Here is a 19,802-nt window from a genome sequence, read left to right as displayed (position 1 = left end):
GAGCCGATGTGGCCGCGGCGCTGTCGGGCGCGATCGGCGCGATGAGCGGCCCACTGCACGGCGGCGCGCCGGCACGGGTGATCCCGATGATCGAGGAGGCCGAGGCGACCGGCGATGCGCGGGCGGTGGTCAAGGGCATCCTGGACCGCAACGAGAAGCTGATGGGCTTCGGTCACCGGGTGTACCAGGCCGAGGATCCGCGCGCCCGGGTGCTGAGGGCGACCGCGCAACGGTTGGCGGCGCCCAGGTATGAGGTGGCGGCCGCGTTGGAGCAGGCCGCGCTGACGGAGTTGCGCGAACGCCGCCCCGATCGGGCGATCGAGACCAACGTCGAGTTCTGGGCGGCGGTGATTCTCGACTTCGCGCAGGTACCGCCGAAGATGATGCCCGCGATGTTCACCTGTGGCCGCACCGCGGGCTGGTGCGCGCACATCCTCGAGCAGAAGCGGCTCGGCAAGCTCGTGCGGCCGTCGGCGGTCTACGTCGGACCTGCGCCGCGCAGCCCCGAGTCGGTCGAGGGCTGGGACCTTCTCGGACTGTCATGACCGGCACCGGGCCGCGCGCGGTGTTCGGGTCGGCCGCAGAGGCTTTCGCGGCGCTGGTACGACGCATACCGGACGGGCGCTGGGACGGTCCCGGACTGGGCGAATGGGATCTGCGGTCTCTGGTCGGCCACACGTCGCGGTCGTTGACTACGGTCAGCACCTACCTGCAGAGCACCGCGGAGCGCGAAGACGTCACCGACGCCGCCGACTACTACGTGAAGATCCAGGACTACGCCGCGGGCATGGGCGCTGCCGCCGTCGTCGAGCGGGGACGCCAGGCCGGACGGGACCTCGGCGCGGACCCCGTCGCCGCGATCGAGGCACTGGTGCCGCGGGTGCTGTCCGAACTGGACCGGGTGGACGACCCGCTGATCGAGGTGATCGGCGGCTTGGGGATCCGGCTGAGCAGCTTCCTGCCGACCCGCACCTTCGAGTTCGCCGTGCACGGACTGGACATCGCCGGCGCCGTCGACCTCGAGTTCTCAGCACCGCAGGAGGTGCTCGCCGAAGCGGCCGCGCTCGCCACCCAGATCGGCGTTCGATTGGGCCGCGGTCCGGCGGTGCTGATGGCCCTGACGGGCCGCCGCGACCTGCCGTCGGGATTCTCTGTGGTCTGAGCGCCGATGAGTTTTCTCGTCGATGTCGGTCTCTATGACAGCCACCTCAGGCAACCACGACACAGGAGACAACATGGCCGTCAACCCCGAAGCCAACACCCCCATGCTGGTGCCCCACCTCGTCGTCGACGACGCCGCCGCCGCGCTCGACTTCTACGCCAAGGCCTTCGACGCCGTGGAGATGGCTCGCATCCCGGGCCCCGAGGGGAAGCTGATCCACGCCGCGTTCCAGATCAACGGTTTCATGGTCTTCGTCAACGACGACTTCCCCGAGTTCTGCGAAGGCAAGTCGAGCACCCCGGCCGCGCTGGGGGGCACGTCGGTGACCCTGCACCTGCACGGCCCCGACGTCGAGGGCCGATTCCAGCGGGCGCTCGATGCCGGCGCCGCCGTGGTCAGTCCACTCGAGGACCAGTTCTGGGGCGACCGCTACGGCGTGGTCCGCGATCCCTTCGGCCACCAGTGGTCGCTGGCAGAGACGGTGCGCGAGGTCGACTTCGCCGAGATGACCGCGAACATGGGCAGCGAAGGCTAGCTCGTCACCGCACCCGGGACGTACTGCCCGAGCAGCCACAGAGGCAGTCCGTTCGCCGAGGTGATTCCACTGAGCGCGGCGATGCTGTCCGGTTTCGGAGTGCGTTCCAATTCGGGAGTGTTCGGATCCGAGCCGTACAGACCGAATTTCAGGTCGTACCCTTCGGACCATTCGAGGTTGTCGACGAAGGACCAGTAGGTGTAGCCGCGGATGTCGACGTCGTGAGCCACTAGGTCCTGGACGACGGCGATGTGATTGACGATGTAGTACGGCCGCTTGGAATCGTCGGCGTCGGCGATCCCGTTCTCGGTGATCCACAACGGCTTTCCGTAAGAGGCCGCGAGTTCGAGCACCTCGCGAAATCCGCCGGGGTCGGTGGGCTGGTTGAAATCACTGCACGTCGGCGAAGGCTGGCAGCGGATCGGGAAGCCGCGCAGGAACGGGAACCCGGGTACCGGTGCCACGCCGAAACCGATCATGGGCTGCGAGCCGTAGTACTGCACGCCGAGGAAGTCGACCTTGCCCACGAAGTCCGCGAACACCTCGTTTGCGGTTTTGATGCCGTCGAAGTTGACGTCCACCCAGCCGTCGATCACCGCGTTCGGGAACCACTGGTTGTAGTACTGGTTCCAGGCGTCGGCCGCCTGCACGTCGAGCAGGCTTACCGGGTTGGCCGGCCGGGCCGGCAGCATGTTGAGGGCGAATCCCACAAATGCAGCGGGGCCAACTGCGTTGGCCACCTCGGTGTCCCACGCCTGGATCGCGTCGTAGGCCGCGACGTGGCCGATGGCCTGATTGACCAGGAACGTCGAGGCGAGATCGGGGCGGATCACCCCGGGCGGCCAGTTCGGCACCACCCACGGGATCGCCAGGAACTCGGTCAGCACCGGCGAGAAGGGCTCGTTGACGGTGACCCAGTTGTCCACCTGGTCGCCGAACTTCCACGCCACGTAGGCGGCGTACTTCTCGAACTCCCCGGGTGTGCTCGACGACAGCCACCCCGCCGCGGGCGCAGGCAACCCCAACTGGATCAGCGGACGCGCGACGATCGGGTCGTGCACCCACACCGGCAGGGTGAAGTGGTTGACGGTGACCATCGGGTCGAGCCCCCGCAGCCGTAACGCGTCGAACACCGCCCGGTAGTGAGCGACCTCGTCGAGGTTCGCCAGCGCGTCCAGCGCCTGCAGGTCGGCGAGGCTGACTCCGCCGCCTTCATCTGAGATATCAATCGCCGCAGTGGAGTTCGGGAAGATCCGACTCCACTCGATACCCATCCGGAAGGTGTTCACGCCGAGCTCGTCGCGCGCCAGGTCAGCGTCGCTCTCGTAGGAGACGTACGCTCCCGGGCCGTCTTCGGGCACCCCGTTCACCAGGCCGAGCAGTTGATTGAGCGGATCGTGCACCCACCGGTACCAGTCGGAGTTGGGGTCCACCGGCGAACCGGGACCGCCCTCGGCCTGGAATCCCGAGTGCGCCACACCCCAGCGGAAGTCCGCCGGCAGTGACAGGTCGACCCCGTCGACCGGATCGACGGTGACGGTGACGGTGTGCGCGACCCGGTGCCCCCCACTGGGATAGAGCAGCGGGCCCAGAATGGGCACGAACTTCAGCAGACCGAGCAGGCCTCCCACCTGGAGGCCGGCGCGCTCGTCGCTGACGACGACGGTGAACGAGTCGGTGCCGCCCACCGCTGCCATCGCGTTCATCGGTCGGTACACGAAGTCACCGTGTTGATCGACCTGCACCGTGCCACCGTTGAGCGGCCTGCCGACCACGGTGTAGGTCAGCGGGTCGCCGTCGCGGTCCTCGAACCCGACAGCGCCGGTCACGACGACATCGCCGTCGAGGGTGAGGCTCTGCGTGTAGGGCAGCGGATTCTCGACCGGAGTCGGCCTCTGGTTGAAGAACTCGCGTCGGATCCAGGCCAGCAACGCCCACTCGGTGGGGTCGGCCGAGGGGGCCGACGGCTTCGCCGCGAACGGCTGCAACAGGGCTTTGATGAAACTTCCGGCCAGATCGGCCACGTACGTCACCACGGTGCGTACGTCGTACGCGGTCGGCCAGAGGCGCCAGCTCGGCACCTTCGGCGGCGAGACGGTGGTCGTGACCATCGCCGGTGCTACCGAATGCTGTTGCAGCACAGCAGAATCATTGGCAATGGTGACAGGTTCGGCGGATTGAGGAGGGTCCTGCCTGCGGACATCGGTCTCGACCGGTTCGGCGGTGTCGGCAACGGTGTCCGACTCCCGCGCCACCGGTCGCTTCACCACCGTCGTCGGAACGGCGCCAGCCGGCCGGTTGCCATCCTCGTCGATGTGCGGCGCCGAGGTGTTGTCGGCGGCGGGCAGATCCCCGCTGACCTCCACGGCCTCACCGGTCTCGATGTCGTCGCCGTCGGCCCCGGGGTCGGGGTCAGGGTCGGGACCGGGCTCGGCTTCGTCTTCCACGTCGACATCCGACTCGGTCTCCTCGGCCTCCTCGGTCTCGGCTTCCTCCGCCTCTGCCCCGGCTTCATCGGTCTCGTCGGGTTCCTGAGCACGGGCACGCTTTCCGTTCGACTCCGCGGGGTCGTCCCACGGCTCTGACGCAGCCGCACTGGGCGCCGACCCGCCGCCGTCAGCATCGTCGGTCGCCCATGCCACTCCGGAGCCGGTGAACACCGCAGCACCGACGCCGAGCGCCACCGCCAGGCTTCCGACACGACCGATGACCTGTGCAGAGTTCATCCACATTGCATACCTCCGCCCGGGTACGGCCGGTGTGACTTTGCCCAAAGACGGATCCGTGCAGAACAGACCGGTGTGTTCGGGACGCAACGACAGGCGGCGGCAGTGATAATTGCCCTTCGGCTGACGGTGGGGGACGCGCTTGTGATTTGGCTTCTGCAGATTCCCGCACCGATCCTGGGCTTCCTCTGGGTCGCCGTGATCGTCGGATTGTCCGTGGGCGGCCTCCTGGTGTTCCGGAAGGTGGTCTCCCACACCCGACTCGAGAACTCCAACGCTGTGTCCGGCACGATGTTTCAGCTCGCCGGGGTCCTCTACGCGGTGCTGGTGGCCTTCGTCGTGGTGGTCGTCTGGGAGCAGTTCGGGGATGCCGAAGACGCGAGTAGCCGGGAGGCTGCCGCAATCGCCGACCTCATGCGGGATTCCGCAGCGCTGCCCGCCGAATCGCAGACGCCGATCCAGCAGAGCCTCCTCGCCTACACCCGCCACGTGATCGACGAGGAGTTCCCGCGGATGCACCGCGGCGAAAAGGTCGTGGAGCGCTCGGCCGAAATGAACAACGTGTGGGAGAACTACCTCCGGGTTCAGCCCGAGACCCGCACTGAGATCGCCTTCTTCGACCACGCCATCAACCGGTTGAGCGACCTGGAAACCGATCGCAAGACTCGGGTGTCGACGGGTGACTCGTCGGTGCCCGGCGAACTCTGGGTCCTGCTTGTGGGCGGTGGCGGCGTGGTGATGGCGTTCACGTTCCTGTTCGGCACCCGCGACCTGCTGCTCCACTCCCTGGCCGTCGGCCTGACCTCGGCGCTGCTGGCCTTCGTCTTCTATCTCATCTTCGCGCTCGAGCACCCGTTCGTCGGTGAGCTGTCGGTGCAACCCACCGCCTACGTGAACGTGCTCGAGACCTGGGCGGACTGAGCCTCAGCGACGCAGGCCGGCGAGCAGTCGTTGGTACGCCGGCGGTTCGGGGGCGGTGGCCGCGGCGTCGAGCATGTCGGCCACGGAGGTGAACTTGTCCCGGGGTCGTTGCCCGCCGCCGCGGCCGATCTCGGCCTGGTCGATCGCCTTCCACCCGGCGTGGTCGACCACCTTCGGCTGACGACTCCGGACGAACCGATCGAGGGACGAGACCTTGTGCACCGGGTCGGCGAGCAAGCCGTTGTTGTAGTCGGCGACGAGATTGTGCACCGTCTGGGCGGCACACGATTTGTTGGTTCCGATGAAGCCCGTCGGACCGCGCTTGATCCAGCCCGCGACGTAGCTACCGCGCACGGCACCGCCCTGATCGACGACGCGACCTCCGTCGTTGGGGACCACCGCGGCGACCTCGTCGAACGGAAGGCCCCGAATCGGCTTGCCCCGGTAGCCGATCGAGGTCAGCACCAGCCCCGCCGAGATCTCCACGGTCTCGTCGGAACCTGTCAGCGTGAACTCGATCCCGGTGGTTCCCGCGTCCCCGAGGATCCGTGTCGGGGTCAGGCCGTACGCGAGCCGGATCCTGGGCCGGGAGATCCCTGTCTCGCCGCTCGCGGTCGATTCGCCCAGTTTGGCCAGTATCTCGAGCTTGTTGCGTGTCAGCGGGTCGGTTTCGGTCGCAAGATCACGGATCACCAGGTCGTGATCCGCGGTGTCGAGCACCACGTCGCAGGTCGATGTCAGACCGATCAGTTCCGGCAGCGTGAAGGCCGAGGCGGCGGGACCTCGGCGGGCCGCGATCACCACTTCCTGCACCCGGGATTCCCGCAGGGCCGCCAGCGCATGGCCGGCGATGTCGGTGCGCGCCAGGGTGTCCGGATCGCTGGTGAGAATGCGCGCCACGTCCAGCGCCACGTTCCCGTTGCCAACGATGACCACACGGTCACCGCTCAGGTCGACGGGCAACTCGGTGAACTCGGGGTGCCCGTTTATCCACGCGACCACCTCGGTGGCAGTGGACGTTCCGGGCCGGCCCATTCCGTCTATCTCGAGTCGACGGTCGTCGGGCGCGCCGACCGCGTACAGCACCGCGTGGTGATGTTCGAGCAGTTCGTCATGGGTCAGGTCCGAGCCCACCTCGCAGTTGAGGAAGAACGTAAATCCGGGCACCCTTGCCACTTTGTCGAACAGCCACGTCACCCTCTTGGTGCTCGGGTGGTCGGGTGCGACCCCGGCGCGCACCAGACCGTACGGCGTCGGCAACTTCTCGAAGACGTTGACCCTCACACCCTGCTGCGTCAACAGTTCGTCGGCGGCATACATCGCCGCAGGCCCCGATCCGACGATGGCGACCCGCAGCGGACCACTCGACCGGGTGTGCACGACCGGCGCCTCGATCACCGGAGCCAGTTTCGACGTCGGCGGCAGCTTGCCCTCCCGCGCCGGGTAGAAGGCCGCGTTCAACTCGACGAACGGCAACTGCTCCTCGGTCAGCCGGGTGTCGGCCGCGATCGCGCCGACCGGGCAGGCCGCTACGCAGGCGCCGCAGTCCACACATGCCGCCGGGTCGATGTAGAGCATCTCGGCGGTGGCGAATCCCGGTTCGTCCGGTGACGGGTGGATGCAGTTCACCGGGCATGCGTAGACGCACGACCCGTCACTGCAGCACGACTGTGTGATGACGTGAGGCATGAAGATCCCGTCCGGGACCGCCTAGGCGGCGGTCACCACGTGTTGACGCGCGGGCTCGCTGCGGTAGCGGCTCGGCTGGCCGTCGATCCTGCAGATCCGCCACATCAGCTTCGCGAACGGGTTCATCAACCCGGTGTCGTGACACAGCATCCGGACGTCGCCGAACATGTCGCGCAGGAACTGCCGGGACTCCGGCGCCTGGAAGAACAGTTCCTTCTTGACCGAGCGCGGAATGTCGAACTCTTTCCAGAACGACCTCGGCGGCTTCACGATGGCCTGGCACAGCACCCGCATGATGATCGGCACGTGCAGCGACAGCAGGAAGCGCTTCCGTCGAGGCATGTGCGGGACCCTCTTGCGCAGGTATTCGTGCGCGAACGAGATGTGCCGCGCCTCCTCGGCCACGTGGATGGCCATCACGCGCTCCATGATCGGATGCAGCGCCTTGCCCTCCCGGAGCACGTTCTTCTGCGTGTGGTCGATGGGTTCCTCACCGGCGAGGACGCCGAAGAAGAACGTGATGGGAAGCGGCCCCGCAGCCAGCGGGATGACCTGGGAGAGCCACTTGAGCATCCGCGGCATGCCCGGAACGTCGGCACCGATGCGGTTCACCATCTCCTGGAACATCATGGTGTGGTTGCACTCTTCGACCGACTCGTGCAGGCAGTACCGGTACTCCGGGGAACCGTTGGGCACCCAGAACGCGTAGTTCATCAGACCGCGGATCAGGATCGACTCGAAGTGCAGGCCGACCTTGGCCACGTTCGCCTGGCGCCACATCCCGATCTCGATCTGCCGTTCGACCGGTTGTGACCGGTACCAGGGGTGGCGGCCGATCGGGTCGGTCCCCGGCAGAATCCACCGGGTGTCATCGGGAATCACTGCGAACTCGGGTGAATCCCAGTCGATGTCGGTGTACGGATTGAAGTTCCGGCGCACCGATCCCTCCGAGAGGGTGGTCAGCATATCGACGTACTCGGTGTCGTCGGACACGTCCATGTTCTTGCGCCAGCGCCGGATGATGGGCGTTCGAGCTTCTTTGACAGCCATCCTGTGCCTCCCGTTCGTCCCCGTCGAGCTTTACATTCGTCTATCCGCTGTCTAAAGACAGTACCCATGGTCCCAGGAATTGAACAGGCTGATTTCGCAGGTGTGTCCTCCCCGGGTTATCTCCGTCACATGTGACTGAACTCACACCAGGTGCGACGGGCGGCGGCTGAAGGACCCACGCTCGGCAAGCCGACGGCCGGAACTTAGGCTTGTCACCATGGCCGACGCCTCGACTTCCCTGACCATCCCGTCCGAACTCCAACCCTCGGACGGACGGTTCGGCTGCGGGCCGTCCAAGGTCAGGCCCGAACAGTTGCAGGCGCTCGCCGCGGCGGGTGAGTTGTTCGGGACATCGCACCGCCAGGCGCCGGTGAAGAACCTGGTCGGGCGCGTCCGCGACGGCCTTCGCCAACTGTTCGCACTGCCCGACGGCTACGAGGTGATACTCGGCAACGGCGGATCCACCGCCTTCTGGGACGCCGCCGCGTTCGGGTTGATCGACCAGCGATCTCTGCACCTCACCTACGGCGAGTTCAGTTCGAAGTTCGCCTCCGCGGTGGCCAAGAATCCGTTCGTCGGCGATCCGATCGTCATCAAGGCCGACGCGGGCAGCGCACCCAAGCCGGTGTCGGACCCATCCGCCGACCTGATCGCCTGGGCACACAACGAGACCTCCACCGGCGTCGCGGTTGCCGTCGAACGGCCCGCAGGCGCCGGTGACGCACTCGTCGCGATCGACGCCACCTCGGCGGCCGGCGGCCTGCCCGTCAACATCGCCGACGCCGACGTCTACTACTTCGCGCCGCAGAAGAACTTCGCCGGCGACGGCGGGCTGTGGATCGCGCTGCTCTCCCCCAGCGCCCTCGCCCGCGTCGAGGCGATCGCAGGCACCGGACGCTGGGTGCCCGAATTCCTGTCGCTACCGATCGCCATCGAGAACAGCGTCAAGAACCAGACCTACAACACCCCCGCGATCGGGACCCTGGTGCTGCTGGCCGAACAGATCGACTGGCTGCTCGGCAACGGCGGCCTGGACTGGGCGACGGCGCGGACCGCCGACTCGTCGGGGCGCCTGTACTCGTGGGCCGAGAAATCGGCGTTCGCCACACCGTTCGTCGCAGACCCGGCGTTGCGCTCACAGGTCGTCGGGACCGTCGACTTCTCCGATGATGTGGACGCGGCGGCGGTGGCGTCGATCCTGCGGAAGAACGGGATCGTCGACACCGAGCCGTACCGCAAACTCGGCCGCAATCAGCTGCGCGTCGGCATGTTCCCCGCCGTGGATCCCGACGACGTCAGCGCCCTGACGGCATGCATCGACTTTGTGGTCGAGCGGCTTTAGACGCGACAGAGGGCAGCGAACGGCTCTGATCGACTGCCGCGTGTCACCCCGGTTACGGGTTGATAACGCAGTAGGGTGACCTCCGTATCGGGCTCGGCAACAGCCCGGAGGAGGTCGAAATGCGGGAACTCAAGGTCGTCGGACTCGACGTGGACAGCCGCCAGATCATCTGCGAAACCGACGACTCCGGAGAGAAGTTCGTCCTGCGCTCCGACGAGCGCCTCAGGGCCGCGGTGCGCGGCGACCAGGTGAGTTCGAACCAAACCGCGATCGATGTCGAGGTCAAGAACATGCTGCGCCCCAAAGAGATTCAGTCGAAGATCCGCGCGGGTGCGTCCGTCGAACAGGTCGCGGCGGCGTCGGGAATGGACATTGCGCGCGTGGAGCGATTCGCCCACCCGGTGCTTCTGGAGCGCGACCGCGCCGCCGAACTGGCGACCGCAGCCCATCCTGTACTCGCCGACGGCCCGTCGGTGCTGACGCTGCTGGAGACCGTCTCCACCGCCCTGGTCTCGCGCGGCCTGGACCCAGACCTCACCGTCTGGGACGCCTGGCGCAACGAGGACGGCCGCTGGACCGTGCAGGTGGCGTGGACAGCGGGTAGGTCCGAACTCCAGGCACACTTCCGATTCGCCCCCGGCGCGCACGGTGGCACCGTCACTGCCTTCGACGACGCGGCCTGCGAGCTGATCGACCCGAGCTTCGCCCGGCCGTTGCGACCGCTGGCGCCCGTCGCGCAACTGGCACTCGAGGAGCCCGACGCACCGCTCACGACGCCCACCGAGGCTCCCGAGCCACCGCCGACGACAAAGCCCCCGCGCCCGAAGAAAGGCCGACCCGCAGTGCCGGCGTGGGAAGACGTGCTGCTAGGCGTACGTTCCAGCGGCGGCCAGCGCTAGCAGAGCGATCCACGCGCCGCCGACACCGACGGCCGATCCGAGCACGAACCATCGCCAGACCGGCACCGTCCGCCAGCCCCACACCGTCGGGGCCAGCCCGCCCACCGCAACAAGATTGAGGCCGACGGCGAGCAGCGGATGAACCCGTATCAGGCCGATGCTCAGCACGACGATGGCCGCCGCGATCACGGCCGCGACGAACGCCGCCACCGTCAAACCGGTCGCCCAGGGTGTGGAGTCGTCGGTCATTTCTCCTCGCGCAAGCGCTCGTCGGCGGTCATCTCTCCCCTGTCCCGCTCATAGAATGCCAGCGCCGCAGCGGTGGCGACGTTGAGCGAGTCGGTCCCGCGCGACATCGGGATGCGCACCCGCATGTCGCTCGACCGCATCGTGTGTTCCTGAAGACCGGGCCCCTCGGCACCGACGAGGATCGCCACCGGCTGCCCGGCCAGCCCGGTCATCGCCTCGGCCAGCGAGGGCGCCACCGGGTCCGGCGTCATCGCAAGAATACGAAAATCATTGTCGCGCAATAACTCCAGATCTCGGGGCCAGTCCTGCGCCCGCGCGAAAGGCACCAGCAGGGCGTGGCCCATCGAGACCCGAACCGCACGTCGATACAGCGGGTCGGCGCATCCGCCGCCGAAGACCACCGCCCCGACCCCCAGCCCCGCGGCGTTGCGGAAAACCGACCCGAGGTTCTCGTGGTCGTTGACGCCCTCGAGCACCGCGACCGTCCTCACGCCGTCGAGCACCTGCGCCACCGTCAACTCGGCGGCGCGCGACGCCGACGCGAGAACACCACGATTGAGATGGAAACCGACGACATCAGCCATCACCTCGGCAGACGCCCGGTAGAACGGCGCGTCGACGCCGTCGAGGTCGGCACCGAGTTCAGCCAGCCGCCGATCGGTTCCCAGAAACGCTCGCGGTCTGAACCGGGAGGCGAGCATCCGCTGCACCACCAGTACGCCTTCGGCGATCACCAGGCCTTTTCCGGTGGGCAGGTCCGGCCGACGGTCGACGCTGTTGAGATCCCGGAAGTCGTCGAGCCGGGAGTCACCGGGGTCGGCGACGTCGATGACGTTGGCCATCACGCGTTTTCGTCACCGGCGCCAGTGCATCCGACAGCTCTCACGGCGTCGAGACTACCCAGCGCCTCTCGGCACTCGACCGGCGATCGACTACGTTCGCAGATGATGACCGCGTCCGAACCACCTCAGCCGCCCGCGCTTCCCGCGGCGCTGCGGGCGCCGTGGCCCGTCATCGCCGTCATCACCTGCGCCTGGTTGATCACAGCGGTGCTCGCTTTCACGGTGAGTTCGCTGCACGAATGGCGGCCGATCACGGTCGCCGGGTTGGGTGTCGGTGTTCTTGGCACATCGATATTTCTGTGGCAACGTCACGCCGTGCGCCGCGGATCGCGCGGTGCACAGAGCGGCCTCGACTAGGAGCAGCAGCAATGGCAGCACCCGTCCTGCAAGCGCAGATCGACATCAACGCCCCGGTATCGACGGTGTGGGCGCTGGTCTCCGATTTGAAGAAGATGCCGCAATGGAGCCCGCAGTGCCGCCTGATGAAGCCGATCGGTGGGATGCGTCAGGGTGCCCGCACCATCAACTTCAATCGGCGTGGGTTCCTCGCCTGGCCCACCACCAGCCGCATCACCGAGCTGATCCCCGAGAAGAAGCTCGCGTTCCGGGTCAACGAGAACCACACCGTGTGGAGCTACGAACTCGAACCCACTGAGGCCGGCACCCGACTGATCGAGACCCGGCATGCCGAGAACGGCACGACGGCGGTGTCGAACTTCCTCGTGAACTCGATGATGGGCGGGGTGCCCAGCTTCGAAGACGAACTGATCGAGGGCATGAACCTGTCCCTGAACCGCATCAAGGCGGCCGCGGAGCGCTAGCTGTCGGCCCGCTCCACCATGTCGAGCACGCCGTCGTCGTAGGCGTCGTACAACGGTGACCCGGTGCCGGCCGGTGCTGGGGTGTCCGAGTGCGCACCGCACCCGTACTCGGCGTCGACCACGTGCCCGTCGGAGGCGTACTCGTTGGCACATACGCCGAACATCACCCCGAGCGCTCCGCCGAGGGGCAGATAGAAACCGCAGTCACGACACGACCGCCGGGTCGCTCTGGCCATCGCAGAACCCGGTCCGTGTTCGCCGTCGTGCCAGCGCTGGGCGGCATCGGCGCGCCCCCACAGACTCAGCACCTGACGACGACCCAGTCCGACCTCGAGGGCAACGTCATCGATCTGCGGGTCCCCGGTGGCCGTGTAACCCGGAACCAGGCGTGGATCGTCGGTCTGCGGAGCCAGCAGGTCACCCGGGCCCAGATCGCCGGGGCGAACCCGCTCATCCCACGGCACCCACTTGGGAGCCAGCAGCGCGGTCGGCCCGGGTACCAACACCACCTCGCTGATCGTGGCCTGCGCGGCACCGGGGCACGCTGCGACCACGACGGCCCACTGCCAACCGCGATAGCCGGGAAGCTCGGCGAGGAATCGGTGGGTGGCTGCGGTCGGGTCCTCGAACCCCGCGCCCAGGTACTCACCGACGCTGTCCTCGCCGCTGTGCTCGACGATGGCTGCACGCGCCTCGGCGACAGCGCCCATCAACACCGCGGCGAGATCTGGTGAGGCCTCGGCGGCGGTCGGCTCAGGAGCCGTCACCGGTTCCTGCGGCGGTGCCGGTTCCTGCGCTGGGTTCACTTCGGACTGTTGATCCGGTTCGGTCACGCTGTCCATTGCCTCCAATCTTGCCCGAAGGGGCCAACATGTAGCCACACCGGTCGCCCGCACGCCCACTGCCGTCCGGATGGGGGAGAATCGACACGTGACCGGAGAGCGGCGTGACCACCGGGACCCTGGCGGTCAGCATGGTGCACGCTACTACCCTCCGCGCCCACCTGCGGGCGAACACCCCGGGATGGCGAATTACCCCAGCGACCCGCAGTGGAGTCCCGGCAAACGGACGCCGCGCAACCCCGCACCGCCGAACCACGGCGGCAATCGCTGGCTGCCGCCTCTCGATGAGAGCGCCCGCCACTCCGGCGCATCGTCGCGCTACGACAGCTTCGATCCGTCCGGTCGCATCGGTGCCAGCGCCGGCGAGAAGGTGACGGTGACGCGTGCCGCCGCGCAGCGCAGCCGCGAGATGGGGTCGAAGATGTACGGCCTCGTGCACCGGGCGGCCACCGCCGACGGCGCGGACAAGTCCGGCCTGACGGCGTTGACCTGGCCGGTGGTGGCGAACTTCGCGGTGGACGCGGCGATGGCGGTGGCCCTGGCCAACACCCTGTTCTTCGCGGCCGCCTCGGGTGAGAGCAAGGGCAAGGTCGCGCTGTATCTGCTCATCACCATCGCACCGTTCGCGGTCATCGCGCCCCTGATCGGGCCGGCGCTGGACCGGTTGCAGCACGGGCGGCGGGTGGCGCTGGCGGCCTCGTTTGTGCTCCGCACCGTGCTCGCCGTGGTGTTGATCGCCAACTACGACAGCGCCACGGGCAGCTTCCCGTCATGGGTGCTCTACCCGTGCGCACTCGGGATGATGGTGCTGTCGAAGTCCTTCTCGGTGCTTCGCGGCGCCGTGACCCCACGGGTCCTGCCACCGTCGATCGACCTGGTGCGGGTGAATTCACGATTGACCACGTTCGGCTTGTTGGGCGGCACCATGATCGGCGGCGGTATCGCAGCGGCCGCCGAATGGGGGTTCCACCTCGTCCAGATGCCCGGCGCGCTGTACATCGTGGTCGCGATGACGGTCGCCGGCGCCGTTCTGGCGATGCGAATTCCCAAATGGGTCGAGGTGACCGAGGGTGAGGTTCCCACCACCCTCAGCTACCACGGCGGCGCCGACGATCTGCACCGTCGCACCGACACCCACGGTGCCGGCGCCAAGACGCGGCAACCGCTGGGTCGCAACATCATCACTGCCCTGTGGGGCAATTGCACGGTCAAGGTCATGGTGGGATTTCTGTTCCTCTATCCGGCGTTTGTGGCCAAAGCGCACGACGCCAGCGGGTGGGAGCAGTTGCGCATCCTCGGCTTGATCGGTGCGGCGGCAGCCATCGGCAACTTCACCGGCAACTTCACCGCCGCGCGGCTCACCCTCGGGCATCCGGCGCGTCTTGTGGTGCGCTGCGCCACCGCGGTCACGGCCGTGGCGCTGGTGACGGCGCTGACCGGCAACCTGCTCGTCGCCGCGGGGGCGACGCTGATCACGTCGGGGGCCAGCGCGATCGCCAAGGCGTCGCTGGATGCCTCGCTGCAGGACGATCTCCCCGAGGAATCTCGGGCGTCGGCGTTCGGCCGGTCGGAATCGCTGCTGCAGCTGTCCTGGGTTGCCGGCGGAGCCACCGGGGTGTTGATCTACACCGACCTGTGGGTGGGCTTCACCACGATCACCGCGATACTGATGCTCGGCCTCGCCCAGACGATCGTGAGCTACCGAGGTGAGTCCCTGATACCGGGGTTCGGAGGCAACCGTCCGGTGCTCGCCGAGCAGGAGGGTGTACCGATGGACACGGCGGCGGTGACGCGCGAGTGAAACGTGTTGTCGCCGTGCTGGCGGCGGTGGCGCTGGTGGCGTCCACCGGTACCGGGGTGCTGGTGTGGCGGTTGTCCCGAGACCACACCCCCCAGCCTCCCGAGATCTCCGCCTACTCGCAGGGACACCTCACCCGTGTGGGCCCGTTCCGGTTCTGCGAGGTGCTCAACCCCACCGACTGCGTGGTCTCCGGTGAGCAGGGCGAGCTGCCGGTGACCGGCCGCCATCCGATTCAGCTTTCGGTGCCGTCCGCCATCTCGCAGGCGCCATGGGTGCTGCTGCGCGCCTACGAGGACGACGATCTGATCGAGGAGTTCCGGCCCGATACCCGGCTGGCGGTGACGATCCCGACCGTCGACGCGCAGCGGGGCCGGCTCGTCGGCATCGCGGTGCAGTTGCCGACCCTGGTCCGTGACGAAACGGGCGACGAGTTCCCGGTGCCGCACGCCGAGTGGTCGGTTCGCACCGTGTGGGATTGACCAGCCGCTAGCCGGTCGAATGCGCTGCCGGCACCCGCTCGGCCTCCCTGGTCGGCGGGGGCGGCGTTCCATCACCGAATGGTCTGCCGCCCAATGCTTCCCGACCGTGCGGTGTGAGCCAGTTGGTCAGGTCCGGCCCCTTGGGGACCACCCCGGTCGGGTTGATGTCGGAATGGACGATGTAGTAGTGCTGCTTGATCTGGACGAAGTCGGTGGTGTCGCCGAACCCGGGGGTCTGGAACAGGTCGCGTGCGTAGGCCCACAGCACCGGCATCTCGGAGAGCTTGCTGCGGTTGGTCTTGAAGTGCCCGTGGTAGACGGGGTCGAACCGGGCCAGCGTCGTGAACAACCGGACGTCGGCCTCGGTGATGGTGTCCCCGACCAGGTACCGCTGATCACCCAGCCGCTCGCTGAGCCAGTCCAACGCGGTGAACAACCGGTCGTAGGCCTTCTCGTAGGCGCGCTGGGATCCCGCGAATCCGCACCGGTAGACGCCGTTGTTGACCTCGGTGTAGACGCGCTGGGACACCTCGTCGATCTCGTCTCGCAGCGGCTCCGGGTACAGCTGCGGCGCGCCGTCACGGTGGTGCGCCGTCCATTCGGTGGAGAAATCCAGCGTGATCTGTGCGAAATCGTTGGTGGCCACAGCCCCCGTCCGGACGTCCACGATGGCGGGAACCGTCACGCCTTTGGGATAGTCGGGGATGCGTTTGTTGTAGGCGTCGCGCAGGTAGTGGATGCCCAGCACTGGGTCCACGCCGTCCGGGTCGAGGTCGAAGGTCCAGCTGCGCTCGTCGTGCGTCGGGCCGCAGAAGCCAATGGAGAGAACATCTTCGAGTCCGAGCAGCCGCCGATCGATGATCGCGCGATTCGCCCACGGGCACGCCCTGGCGACGACGAGGCGGTACCGGCCGGGTTCTACGGGATAGCCGTCTCTGCCGTCGGCGGTGACCCGGGTGTTGATGTAGTCGGTGTCGCGGTTGAACTCACCGTTGGCGGACGAGGAATCGGCGACGTAGCTCATGCACCCAGTAATACCCGCATCGGTGTGGCCACGGCTCCCGGTTGCGGCGCAAGCTGCTAGGCGTCGAGTTCCTGAGCGACGGCCTTCACCACTTCGGAGACTCGACGGGCCACCTTGCGGTCCGGGTAGCGGCCCTTACGGAGCTCCGGCTGGACTGCGCTCTCCAGCAGCGTGATCATGTCCTCGACCATGCCGTGCAGCTCGTCCGGAGTGTGCTTGTGTTCGACCGTGGCGGCCTCTCGGCGGGTCTTGCTCAGACTCGGCGGCGGGTCGATCAGCTTCAAGCTCAGCGCCTGGGGGCCACGACGGCCCGCAGCGACGCCGAACTCGACGCGCTGGCCGGCCTTGAGACCTTCCACACCGGCGGGCAACGCCGAAGACCGCACGTAGACGTCCTCACCCTCCTCTTGGGAGAGGAACCCGAAGCCCTTCTCGGTGTCGTACCACTTCACCCGGCCGGTCGGCACTGGTCTCACCTGCTTGTCTATCTGAAGCCAATAAAGGTCTGTACCTGTTGGGTACACAAGTAAAGCGCCCCGCCTGCGTCGGGACGCGTCCGAGGCGATCTTACTCGGACGCCACCGCCGCCGGCATCTCGTTATGTAGGTAGGCTGCAGAAACCGTTGGAGGAAGAAGATGCGACTGATTCTGAATGTGATCTGGTTGGTCTTCGGCGGGCTGTGGCTCGCGCTCGGCTATCTGCTCGCGGCGCTCATCTGCTTCATCCTGATCATCACGATTCCGTTCGGCTTCGCTTCGCTTCGGATCGCGTCGTATGCGCTCTGGCCGTTCGGTCGGACCATCATCGACAAGCCTGGGGACCGCCCCGGCGCGCTGGTCGGCAATGTCCTCTGGGTCATCCTCTTCGGGGTGTGGCTGGCCATCGGTCACATCATCACCGCGGTCGCGATGGCCATCACGATCATCGGGATCCCGCTCGCTCTGGCGAACCTCAAACTGATCCCGGTGTCGCTGATGCCTCTCGGCAAGGAGATCGTGCCAGTCGATGCGGTGCATTCGCCGGCCTTCGGAGCCGCGACGTGACCGTCATCGGACTCGGGGTGCCATCGGTGCGCCGGGCACAGTCCGCCGCGCCCGTGGACGGCCCGTTGATCGACACCTTCGGCCGGGTCGCGACCGACCTGCGGGTGTCGCTGACCGACCTGTGCAATCTGCGCTGCACCTACTGCATGCCCGCTGAGGGACTCGACTGGCTGCCCGGTGACCAGAAGCTGCGGCCCGCCGAACTCGCCCGACTGCTGCACATCGCGGTGACCCGGCTCGGGATCACCAACGTCCGTTTCACCGGGGGCGAGCCGCTGGTCGTCCCCCACCTCGAGACGGTCATCGAGCAGACGGCCGCATTGCGTCCACGACCGGAGATCACGCTGACCACCAACGGGGTCGGCTTGGCGCGGCGCGCCGCCGGGCTCAGGAAAGCCGGCCTCGACCGCATCAACGTCTCACTGGACACCGTCGACGCCGCGCACTTCGCCGCCATCACCCGTCGCGACAAGTTGCCCGACGTGCTGGCCGGGCTTAAGGCCGCCAAGGCCGCGGGCCTGAGCCCGGTGAAGGTCAACGCGGTGCTCGATCCGGTCACCGGGCTCGAGGACGCCGTGGAACTGCTGCGCTTCTGTCTGCACCACGGCTACCAGCTACGCATCATCGAGCAGATGCCGCTCGATGCCGGACATGCCTGGGAGCGCGACCGCACGATCAGCGCCGACGACATCCTCCGCACGTTGCAGGGTGCATTCACGCTCACCCCCGACCCGACTCCACGGGGATCGGCGCCGGCACAGCTGTGGCAGGTCCACGATGAGGCCGGGCCGGCCGGCAAGGTGGGCATCATCGCGTCGGTCTCGCACGCCTTCTGCGCCGCATGCGACCGCAGCCGGCTCACCGCCGACGGACAGGTCCGCAACTGCCTGTTCGCAAGTGAGGAGACCGACCTGCGCGGGCTGCTTCGTTCCGGCGCGGACGACGACGCCCTCGAGGCCGCGTGGCGTGCCGCGATGTGGGCCAAGGCCGCGGGCCACGGCATCAACGACCCTGATTTTGTCCAGCCCGACCGCCCGATGAGCGCGATCGGCGGTTAGGCGATGGCGACAGACCTCAGAGTGCGCGTCACCGTGCGGTACTTCGCCGCAGCGCGCGCCGCGGCGGGTGCTGAGACCGAGATGGTCGACCTGCGAGCTGGCACTACCGTGGCCGAGTTGGTCGCGATGCTGAAGTCCCGGGACGCCGAACTGGCGAACGTGCTGGCCAGGTGCTCCTATCTGCGTGATGGAATTGCCGTGCGAGACATGGAAATCGTGCTCGGTGACACCCAGACTCTGGATGTGCTCCCACCCTTCGCCGGCGGATAGCGACCCTTCCGGCATCGATGTATTCCGTGATTTACGTCACATAACAAAACGGTCACGAGATGGCTACGGCGCGGTTGCGGCGGGCGGCACCTGCAGGAACAACGAACTTTCCTGGGTTTTTAGAGTTTTTTTAATATTTGCTTCAGCGGGAAACGCCGAGGCAGCCACGAGGTGACGGGGCTGGGCCTTCCGGTTACCGTCTTGACTCAAGCCGTCGATCCCAAACCCGACCGGCCCGCCGCCAGACCGATTGCGCCGAGCTCCATCCGTTGGTCTGCGGGGACAACGAGAAACAACCTGGATGGAGGCGGGGGACCCACCGGTCCACCGAACACAAGGGACCTGGGGCCGTTCACGGCTCCTAGGGGTGAAGCCGTCTTCGTTTCGACGAAGCGGCCGGGCGACCTCTCCAGCCCGAACCCGACAGCTGACCTCGCGGGCGCTACAGAGAGGACCACACGTTTTATGAGTGGACGGCATCGCAAGCCCACTTCGTCATCAGTAAGCGTCGCAAAGATCGCCTTCACCGGCGCAGTCATCGGCGGCGGAAGCATCGCGCTCGCCGGCCAGGCAGGCGCTGCGACCGACGGTGAGTGGGACCGCGTCGCCAGCTGTGAGTCCGGCGGCAACTGGGCCATCAACACCGGCAACGGCTACCACGGCGGCCTGCAGTTCTCGCCGAGCACCTGGTCCGGCCACGGTGGCGCCGATTTTGCACCCGCGGCATACCTGGCGACCAAGGAAGAGCAGATCGCCGTCGCCGAGCGCGTGCTGGCCTCTCAGGGCAAGGGCGCATGGCCGTCGTGCGGCGGGCCGCTCTCCGCCGCAACGCCACGCAACGTCGTCAACGAACCCGAGCCGCCCGCACCAGTCGACCCGGTAGCGCTCAACGGGGTGCTGCCTCCTCCGCCCCCGCCGTTCGCCCCGCCTGCCCCCGCACCGTTCGATGCGATGTCGGCCCCGCTGCCCGAGGCCCCGCCACCGCCGCTGCCCCCGGCACCGATGCCTGAGGCCCTGCCTCCGGCTCCAGCGCCGATGGATGCTCCTC

General features: G+C 67.4%; 22 protein-coding genes and 1 riboswitch. Of the genes, 14 read left to right on the top strand and 8 right to left on the bottom strand.

Annotated elements, in window-relative coordinates; all coding sequences use genetic code 11:
• The 3 genes from WA965_RS07150 to WA965_RS07140 form a co-directional block, all read left to right on the top strand.
• Positions 1-545, top strand: a 545-nt coding sequence (locus WA965_RS07150) for a citrate/2-methylcitrate synthase (protein ID WP_526447279.1), incomplete at its 5' end; no start/stop codon positions are given.
• Entirely contained in the window at positions 542-1,162 is a 621-nt protein-coding gene (locus tag WA965_RS07145) for a maleylpyruvate isomerase N-terminal domain-containing protein (protein ID WP_526295159.1), read from the top strand. The genes WA965_RS07150 and WA965_RS07145, both read left to right, overlap by 4 nt.
• Before the next feature lie 73 nt (positions 1,163-1,235).
• On the top strand, positions 1,236-1,697 hold the full coding sequence (locus WA965_RS07140) for a VOC family protein (RefSeq protein ID WP_178358368.1): 462 nt from the start codon (positions 1,236-1,238) through the stop codon (positions 1,695-1,697).
• Here WA965_RS07140 and WA965_RS07135 read toward each other — a convergent pair.
• Positions 1,694-4,423 (bottom strand): family 1 glycosylhydrolase, encoded by a 2,730-nt coding sequence (locus WA965_RS07135; protein ID WP_526295161.1) that lies wholly within the window; start codon positions 4,421-4,423, stop codon positions 1,694-1,696. The two genes, WA965_RS07140 and WA965_RS07135, sit on opposite strands and share 4 nt — an antisense overlap.
• Before the next feature lie 144 nt (positions 4,424-4,567).
• Here WA965_RS07135 and WA965_RS07130 point away from each other — a divergent pair, with 144 nt between their 5' ends.
• Positions 4,568-5,344 (top strand): bestrophin-like domain, encoded by a 777-nt coding sequence (locus tag WA965_RS07130; protein ID WP_526295163.1) that lies wholly within the window; start codon positions 4,568-4,570, stop codon positions 5,342-5,344.
• 3 nt (positions 5,345-5,347) lie between these two features.
• On the opposite strand, the gene WA965_RS07125 is transcribed toward WA965_RS07130, so the two are convergent.
• The gene (locus tag WA965_RS07125) at positions 5,348-7,033 is read right to left on the bottom strand and encodes an FAD-dependent oxidoreductase (RefSeq protein WP_526295165.1); all 1,686 of its coding nucleotides are present in this window, start codon (positions 7,031-7,033) and stop codon (positions 5,348-5,350) included.
• A gap of 21 nt (positions 7,034-7,054) precedes the next feature.
• On the bottom strand, positions 7,055-8,083 hold the full coding sequence (locus WA965_RS07120) for a diiron oxygenase (RefSeq protein WP_526295167.1): 1,029 nt from the start codon (positions 8,081-8,083) through the stop codon (positions 7,055-7,057).
• A gap of 217 nt (positions 8,084-8,300) precedes the next feature.
• On the opposite strand from WA965_RS07120, the gene serC reads away from it, so the two are divergent.
• Together serC and sepH are read left to right on the top strand one after the other, a co-directional pair.
• A complete protein-coding gene (gene serC, locus WA965_RS07115; protein ID WP_526295169.1) occupies positions 8,301-9,425 on the top strand; it encodes a phosphoserine transaminase in 1,125 nt (374 codons plus the stop codon).
• 119 nt (positions 9,426-9,544) lie between these two features.
• Complete coding sequence (gene sepH / locus WA965_RS07110) at positions 9,545-10,324, top strand: septation protein SepH (protein ID WP_526295171.1); 780 nt, start codon at positions 9,545-9,547, stop codon at positions 10,322-10,324.
• Here the strand turns inward: sepH and WA965_RS07105 are convergent.
• Entirely contained in the window at positions 10,292-10,573 is a 282-nt protein-coding gene (locus tag WA965_RS07105; RefSeq protein WP_526295173.1) for a DUF2537 domain-containing protein, read from the bottom strand. The two genes, sepH and WA965_RS07105, sit on opposite strands and share 33 nt — an antisense overlap.
• A complete protein-coding gene (locus WA965_RS07100) occupies positions 10,570-11,415 on the bottom strand; it encodes a TrmH family RNA methyltransferase (RefSeq protein WP_526295175.1) in 846 nt (281 codons plus the stop codon). The genes WA965_RS07105 and WA965_RS07100 overlap by 4 nt, the downstream gene beginning before the upstream one ends.
• A gap of 105 nt (positions 11,416-11,520) precedes the next feature.
• Here WA965_RS07100 and WA965_RS07095 point away from each other — a divergent pair, with 105 nt between their 5' ends.
• Both WA965_RS07095 and WA965_RS07090 read left to right on the top strand, forming a co-directional pair.
• The gene (locus tag WA965_RS07095) at positions 11,521-11,772 is read left to right on the top strand and encodes a DUF2530 domain-containing protein (RefSeq protein WP_526295177.1); all 252 of its coding nucleotides are present in this window, start codon (positions 11,521-11,523) and stop codon (positions 11,770-11,772) included.
• Between the two features lie 11 nt (positions 11,773-11,783).
• Complete coding sequence (locus tag WA965_RS07090) at positions 11,784-12,236, top strand: SRPBCC family protein (protein ID WP_526295179.1); 453 nt, start codon at positions 11,784-11,786, stop codon at positions 12,234-12,236.
• Here the strand turns inward: WA965_RS07090 and WA965_RS07085 are convergent.
• Positions 12,233-13,078, bottom strand: coding sequence for a DUF3027 domain-containing protein (locus WA965_RS07085; protein WP_526295181.1), 846 nt, complete (start codon positions 13,076-13,078; stop codon positions 12,233-12,235). The genes WA965_RS07090 and WA965_RS07085 overlap by 4 nt on opposite strands.
• 88 nt (positions 13,079-13,166) lie before the next feature.
• On the opposite strand from WA965_RS07085, the gene WA965_RS07080 reads away from it, so the two are divergent.
• Positions 13,167-14,879, top strand: a complete 1,713-nt coding sequence (locus tag WA965_RS07080) for an MFS transporter (RefSeq protein ID WP_526295183.1) — start codon at positions 13,167-13,169, stop codon at positions 14,877-14,879.
• Positions 14,876-15,358 carry a DUF2771 family protein gene (locus WA965_RS07075; RefSeq protein ID WP_526295185.1) on the top strand — a complete coding sequence of 161 codons (483 nt, stop codon included), beginning with the start codon at positions 14,876-14,878 and terminating at the stop codon, positions 15,356-15,358. Before WA965_RS07080 ends, WA965_RS07075 begins: the two co-directional genes overlap by 4 nt.
• 7 nt (positions 15,359-15,365) lie before the next feature.
• Here the strand turns inward: WA965_RS07075 and WA965_RS07070 are convergent, their stop codons facing one another.
• Positions 15,366-16,382: a glutathione S-transferase family protein gene (locus tag WA965_RS07070; protein WP_526295187.1), complete on the bottom strand. Its 1,017-nt coding sequence runs from the start codon at positions 16,380-16,382 to the stop codon at positions 15,366-15,368.
• 56 nt (positions 16,383-16,438) lie between these two features.
• Positions 16,439-16,849, bottom strand: coding sequence for a cold shock domain-containing protein (locus WA965_RS07065; RefSeq protein WP_178358383.1), 411 nt, complete (start codon positions 16,847-16,849; stop codon positions 16,439-16,441).
• A 169-nt stretch (positions 16,850-17,018) separates the two neighbouring features.
• Between WA965_RS07065 and WA965_RS07060 the strand changes: the two genes are divergently transcribed.
• The 4 genes from WA965_RS07060 to WA965_RS07045 all read left to right on the top strand — a co-directional run.
• Positions 17,019-17,426 carry a YccF domain-containing protein gene (locus WA965_RS07060; protein ID WP_526295189.1) on the top strand — a complete coding sequence of 136 codons (408 nt, stop codon included), beginning with the start codon at positions 17,019-17,021 and terminating at the stop codon, positions 17,424-17,426.
• Positions 17,423-18,484 carry a GTP 3',8-cyclase MoaA gene (gene moaA, locus WA965_RS07055; RefSeq protein ID WP_526295191.1) on the top strand — a complete coding sequence of 354 codons (1,062 nt, stop codon included), beginning with the start codon at positions 17,423-17,425 and terminating at the stop codon, positions 18,482-18,484. Before WA965_RS07060 ends, moaA begins: the two co-directional genes overlap by 4 nt.
• Positions 18,485-18,487: 3 nt before the next feature.
• Complete coding sequence (locus WA965_RS07050) at positions 18,488-18,754, top strand: MoaD/ThiS family protein (RefSeq protein WP_526295193.1); 267 nt, start codon at positions 18,488-18,490, stop codon at positions 18,752-18,754.
• 284 nt (positions 18,755-19,038) lie between these two features.
• A riboswitch (cyclic di-AMP (ydaO/yuaA leader) is annotated at positions 19,039-19,211 on the top strand.
• Positions 19,212-19,219: 8 nt separating this feature from the next.
• Positions 19,220-19,802, top strand: a 583-nt coding sequence (locus WA965_RS07045; RefSeq protein WP_526447277.1) for a transglycosylase family protein, incomplete at its 3' end; no start/stop codon positions are given.

The organism is Mycobacterium sp. (assembly GCF_049683935.1).
Classification (GTDB): Bacteria; Actinomycetota; Actinomycetes; order Mycobacteriales; family Mycobacteriaceae; genus Mycobacterium.
Note: the sequence above shows the minus strand (reverse complement) of the source record. Positions and strands in the feature narration are given on the sequence as shown.